The 5,259-nt window shown below is 63.9% G+C and carries 5 protein-coding genes; 4 read left to right on the top strand and 1 reads right to left on the bottom strand.

Going from position 1 to position 5,259, the window contains the following annotated elements:
• The 4 genes from AC1D34_RS33755 to AC1D34_RS33740 all read left to right on the top strand — a co-directional run.
• The coding region (locus AC1D34_RS33755) for an ABC transporter substrate-binding protein (protein WP_476826590.1) at positions 1-798 on the top strand (798 nt) is incomplete at its 5' end.
• A 169-nt stretch (positions 799-967) separates the two neighbouring features.
• Positions 968-1,927, top strand: a complete 960-nt coding sequence (locus AC1D34_RS33750; protein ID WP_113510931.1) for an ABC transporter permease — start codon at positions 968-970, stop codon at positions 1,925-1,927.
• A complete protein-coding gene (locus AC1D34_RS33745) occupies positions 1,893-2,834 on the top strand; it encodes an ABC transporter permease (RefSeq protein WP_113510930.1) in 942 nt (313 codons plus the stop codon). The genes AC1D34_RS33750 and AC1D34_RS33745 overlap by 35 nt, the downstream gene beginning before the upstream one ends.
• A 21-nt stretch (positions 2,835-2,855) precedes the next feature.
• The gene (locus AC1D34_RS33740; RefSeq protein WP_476826589.1) at positions 2,856-4,706 is read left to right on the top strand and encodes an ABC transporter ATP-binding protein; all 1,851 of its coding nucleotides are present in this window, start codon (positions 2,856-2,858) and stop codon (positions 4,704-4,706) included.
• 209 nt (positions 4,707-4,915) lie between these two features.
• Here the strand turns inward: AC1D34_RS33740 and AC1D34_RS33735 are convergent.
• Positions 4,916-5,259: UDP binding domain-containing protein (locus AC1D34_RS33735; protein ID WP_476826588.1), on the bottom strand; the 344-nt coding region annotated here is incomplete at its 5' end.

Raw genomic sequence — 5,259 nt, 5'->3', positions numbered from 1 at the left:
GAGGTCGATGGCGAGCGTTCGAGCGTCAAGACCAAGCATCCGACGCTCAGCGATCCGGCCGTGCGCCAGGCGATCAACCTGCTGATCGACCGCGATTCGATCCAGAAATTCATCTATGGCCGCGGCGGCACGGCGACGGCGAGCTTCGTCAACGAGCCGAAGATGTTCAAGTCGAAGAAGCTGAAATATGAGTTCAGCGTCGAGAAGGCGAACAAGATCCTCGACGACGCCGGCTGGAAGAAGGGCGCCGACGGCATCCGCGAGAAGGATGGCAAGAAGCTGAAATACGTCTTCCAGACCTCGATCAACGCGCCGCGCCAGAAGACCCAGGCGATCATCAAGCAGGCCTGCCAACGCGCCGGCATCGATCTCGAGCTGAAGTCGGTGACCGCGTCCGTGTTCTTCTCCTCGGACGTCGCCAACCCCGACACCTACACCAAGCTCTACTGCGACATGGAGATGTACACCACGACGCAGCCGCAGCCTGATCCGGAGCGCTTCCTCAACCAGTTCACCTCCTGGGAGATCGCCAACAAGGAGAACAAGTGGCTCGGTCGCAACGTCTCGCGCTACGCCAGCAAGGAAGCGGACGACGCCTACAAGGCTGCGCAGAAAGAGCTCGACCCGGCCAAGCGCGCCGCGCTGCTGATCAAGGTCGATGAGGCCTTCTGCGAGGCCAACGTCATCCTGCCGCTTCTGTCGCGTACGCGCGTCGCCGCGGCGGCCAACAACCTGGTGCCGAAATATAGCGGCTGGGACAGTGACGTCTGGCGACTGGCGAGCTGGTATCGCAGCTAGTAGAAGCGGCCAATCCCTTAGCGAAAGCGCAATGCGCTCTCGCTAAGGGTGAGTACCGACCGTTCATTGACCGGCCGGAGCCGGATCATCGCAGGGGCGTCTTCGTCGCTCCCTGCATCCTTCGGTTCCGGTTTACGGTCCCGATCCGCACGCTGACAGAGACCTGTACATGGCGAGTTACCTCATAAGGCGATTGCTCATCGCCATTCCGAGCCTTCTAGGCATCAGCCTGATCCTGTTTACGGTTCTTGCGCTGGCGCCTGGCGACCCGTTCGAGGAGCTCGCGACCAATCCCAATGTGCCTCCCGAAGTCCGAATGGCGTTGCGCGCGAAGTTCGGGATCGATGATCCGGTCATGGTGCGCTATGTGCGCTGGCTGACGGCCATGGTGCAGGGCGACTGGGGCTTTTCCTTCGCCAGCCGAATCAATGTCGACGATCTCATCCTGCAGCGGGTCCCGACGACACTCTTCGTCGTTGGCAGCTCGCAGCTGCTGGCGCTTGCGATCGCGCTGCCGGTCGGCATCTATGCTGCGACGCGGCCTTATTCGGTCTTCGACCAGATCGCCAACACGCTCGCCTTCGTCGGTTTCTCGCTGCCGACCTTCTTCACCGGCCTGCTCTTCATCCTGCTGTTCTCGATCAAGCTGGACTGGCTGCCCTTCGTCTATCGCTCCGATATCGCGGCGACAGGCTGGCGCTGGTACTGGGAGATGATGCGGCAGGCGCTGATGCCGATCCTGGTGCTCGGTCTCTTTCAGGCAGCCTCCTATACGCGCTATGTGCGCTCCGCCGTGCTCGACGTCGTCAGGCTCGACTACGTCACCACCGCCCGGGCAAAGGGCCTCAGCGAGACGAAGGTGACGATCCGGCATGTGGCGCGCAACGCGCTGATCCCGGTCGTCACGCTGGTCGCGCTGCAGATGCCGGCGGTCTTCGGCGGTGCTATCGTCACGGAACAGATTTTCCGTGTGCCCGGCATCGGCTCGCTGCTGATCACGGCGATTCTCGCCAACGACACCCCTGTCGTCATGGCGGTGACCTTCGTCTTCGCCTGCCTCGTCGTTTTCTTCAACCTCATTGCGGATCTCCTTTATGGCTGGCTCGACCCTCGTATCTCCTTCCGCTGAGCCGACTTCCGGCTCGCCGGCGCGGAGCGTGTCGGTCTCGCCAGCGCGCGAGACCTGGCGCCGCTTCCGCCGACACCGCCTGGCAATGATCAGCACGATCGTGCTCGGCCTGCTTGTGCTCGGCGTCGTCATTGGCCCATGGCTCTGGCCTGTGGCGATCAACGATATCGACTTCGCGGCACAGCTGCAGACGCCGTCCTGGAGCCATCCGTTCGGCACCGACGATCTCGGCCAGGATATTCTGGCGCGGATGATCTATGGCGGGCGCATCTCGCTCGCAGTCGGCCTCGCCGCCATGGTGGTCGCCACGTTCGTCGGCGTCGTCGTCGGGGCGATCGCCGGCATGTCGCGCGGCTATGTCGACTCCTTCCTGATGTGGGTCACCGACCTCTTCCTGTCGCTGCCGCAGCTGCCGCTGCTGCTGCTGGTGATCTATCTGTTCCGCGAACAGCTCAAGGCCGTTTTCGGGCTTGAGGGCGGCGTCTTCGTCCTGATCGTTGTCGTCATCGGCGGGTTGCGCTGGATGCCTGTTGCCCGCCTGGTCCGGGCCCAGTTCTTCTCGCTGCGCGAGAAGGAGTTCGTGGAGGCGGCGCGTGCGTCGGGCGCGACGAAATGGCGGCAGGTCGTCAGCCACATCCTGCCCAACGCGATGGGACCGGTCATCGTTGCCGGCACCATCGAGGTGTCGTCCGCGATCATCGCCGAATCGACCCTGTCCTTCCTTGGTCTCGGCTTCCCGCCGGACATCCCGACCTGGGGGCGGATCCTGTTCGACGCCAAGGATCATCTCGATGTCGCTCCGCACTGGGCCTTGTTCCCTGGTGCCGCGATCTTCCTCACCGTTCTCTCGATCAACTTCATTGGCGATGGCTTGCGCGACGCGCTCGACCCGCGCCGCGTGATCTAGGAAAGACTGGAAAGCTTCAGCATGACCTCTCCCATTCTCTCCGTTTCGCATCTGACCACCTCGTTCCGTGTCGAGGGGCAGTGGCGCTCCGTGGTCCGCGACGTCTCCTTCGAAATCGGACCGAAGGAAACGGTGGCCGTCGTTGGTGAATCAGGCTCCGGCAAGAGCGTGACGGCGCTCTCGATCATGCGGCTGACACCGCCCGGCTCGAGCAAGATCRAAGGCTCGATCAAGCTCGGCGGCAAGGAACTGCTGACCTTGCCCGATGCCGATATGCGCCATATCCGCGGCAACGAAGTCGCGATGATCTTCCAGGAGCCGATGACGAGCCTGAATCCGGTGCTGACCATCGGCTTCCAGATCGCCGAGGCGCTGATCCTGCACCGCGGCCTGTCGCGCAGTGCGGCCGAGGCCGAGACGATCCGGCTGCTCGAGAAGGTCCGTATTCCGGCGGCGAAGTCGCGCTTCAACGAGTACCCGCACCGCTTCTCCGGCGGCATGCGCCAGCGCGTGATGATCGCGATGGCCTTGGCCTGTAAGCCGAAGCTCCTGATCGCGGACGAGCCGACGACAGCGCTCGACGTGACGATCCAGGCGCAGATCCTCGAGCTCATCAAGAGCCTGCAGGACGAGGAGGGCATGTCCGTTCTCTTCATCACCCACGACATGGGCGTTGTCGCCGAGATCGCCGACCGCACGGTGGTGATGTATAACGGCCAGGCGGTGGAGACTGGCGCCACCGAGGATATCTTCGCCCGCGCCACGCACCCCTATACCCGGTCGTTGCTTTCAGCGGTGCCGAAGCTGGGCTCGATGATTGGCCACAAGCGGCCGATGCGCTTCCCGGTGGTCGACCGCGCAACGGGGCTGTCGGACGTCCCGACCGAGACATCCGATACTGTGGCGCATGCCGAGCGTCCGGTGCTCGAGGTCAGCGGGCTCACCACCCGTTTCGAGATTCGCGCGGGGCTGCTCGGCGGCGTCAAGGGCCGGGTTCATGCGGTCGAGAACGTCTCCTTCAGCCTGCAGGCGGGCGAGACGCTGGCGCTGGTCGGCGAATCCGGTTGCGGCAAGTCGACGACGGGGCGTTCGGTGATGCGGCTGATCGAGCCGCTCTCCGGCTCGGTGCTGCTTGACGGCGAGGATGTGCTGAAGCTCGACCAGCGGACCCTGCGCGACCGGCGCAAGCGCATGCAGATGATCTTCCAGGACCCCTTCGCCAGCCTCGATCCGCGCATGAATGTGGGCGCRGCGATTGCCGAGCCGCTGCTGATCAACAAGCTCGCGACCCGCTCGGAGGCCCGCGACAAGGTCGCCGAGCTGCTGCGCCGCGTCGGGCTTCAGCCCGATATGGCAAGCCGCTTCCCGCATGAGTTCTCGGGCGGCCAGCGCCAGCGCATCTGCATTGCACGCGCACTCGCGGTCGAGCCGCGGCTGATCGTGGCGGATGAATCAGTCTCGGCGCTCGACGTCTCGGTCAAGGCGCAGGTGATCAACCTCATGCTCGAGCTGCAGGAGCGGATGAAGCTCGGTTATCTCTTCATCTCGCATGACATGGCGGTGGTCGAGCGCGTCAGCCACCGGGTGGCGGTGATGTATCTCGGCGAGATCGTCGAGATCGGCCCGCGCGAGGCGATCTTCGGCAATCCGCAGCACCCCTACACCAAGCGGCTGCTTGCGGCAGTGCCTGTGCCGGATCCGGCACGGCGCCTCGAGAAGCGCCCGGTCTCGAACGACGAGATCAAGAGCCCGGTGCGTGCGCCCGACTACGTCCCGCCGGTCCGCCAGTTCCGCGAGGTCTCACCCGGCCATGCCGTGATGATCTGGGGCGAGGAATGGGAAAAGCCGGCTGTGGTGGCGAAGGTGGCGTGAGGCCGTCGAAGCGAAGGACCTTGCCCTTTGCTTCCCAGACATAGCTCATAACCGCCGGGCCAGACGCTGGCCCGGCGGTTTTTATGTCCCGGGGTCCAGGCCACCTGATGATATGAAGCAGGCCTTCGCTTACACGATTTGGCAGAAGCAGTTGTGAACTGCTCGGGGTCGTTGAGCCGGATCGACCGGCCGCCGATCCGCCTGGCTTGTTACGCCTTGAATACGTTTGCGCCACTTACTCCGTGTCGCGCACAGGCGTTGCGCGTGTCCACGATCAGATGGGCGTGCTCGACCAGAAGCCGGTAGTCGACGATGTCGTGATCCGTCGCGATCAGAACGGCATCGAAGCTAGCCAGAGCTTCCGCATCGAGCGCCGGGATCCCTTTCTTTCCGGTCAGCTCCGGGTATTCGCGCGTCGGCCGGATCACTGGCACATGGGGGTCGTGGAACGCGACATGGGCGCCCCGCTTTTCGATCAGCTCGATCAGTTTGAGCGCGGGGCTTTCCCGCATGTCGTCGATATTCTTCTTGTAGGCGATGCCGAGTACGAGGA

It is taken from the genome of Allobosea sp. P1_A7, from assembly GCF_056406775.1.
Note: the sequence above shows the minus strand (reverse complement) of the source record. Positions and strands in the feature narration are given on the sequence as shown.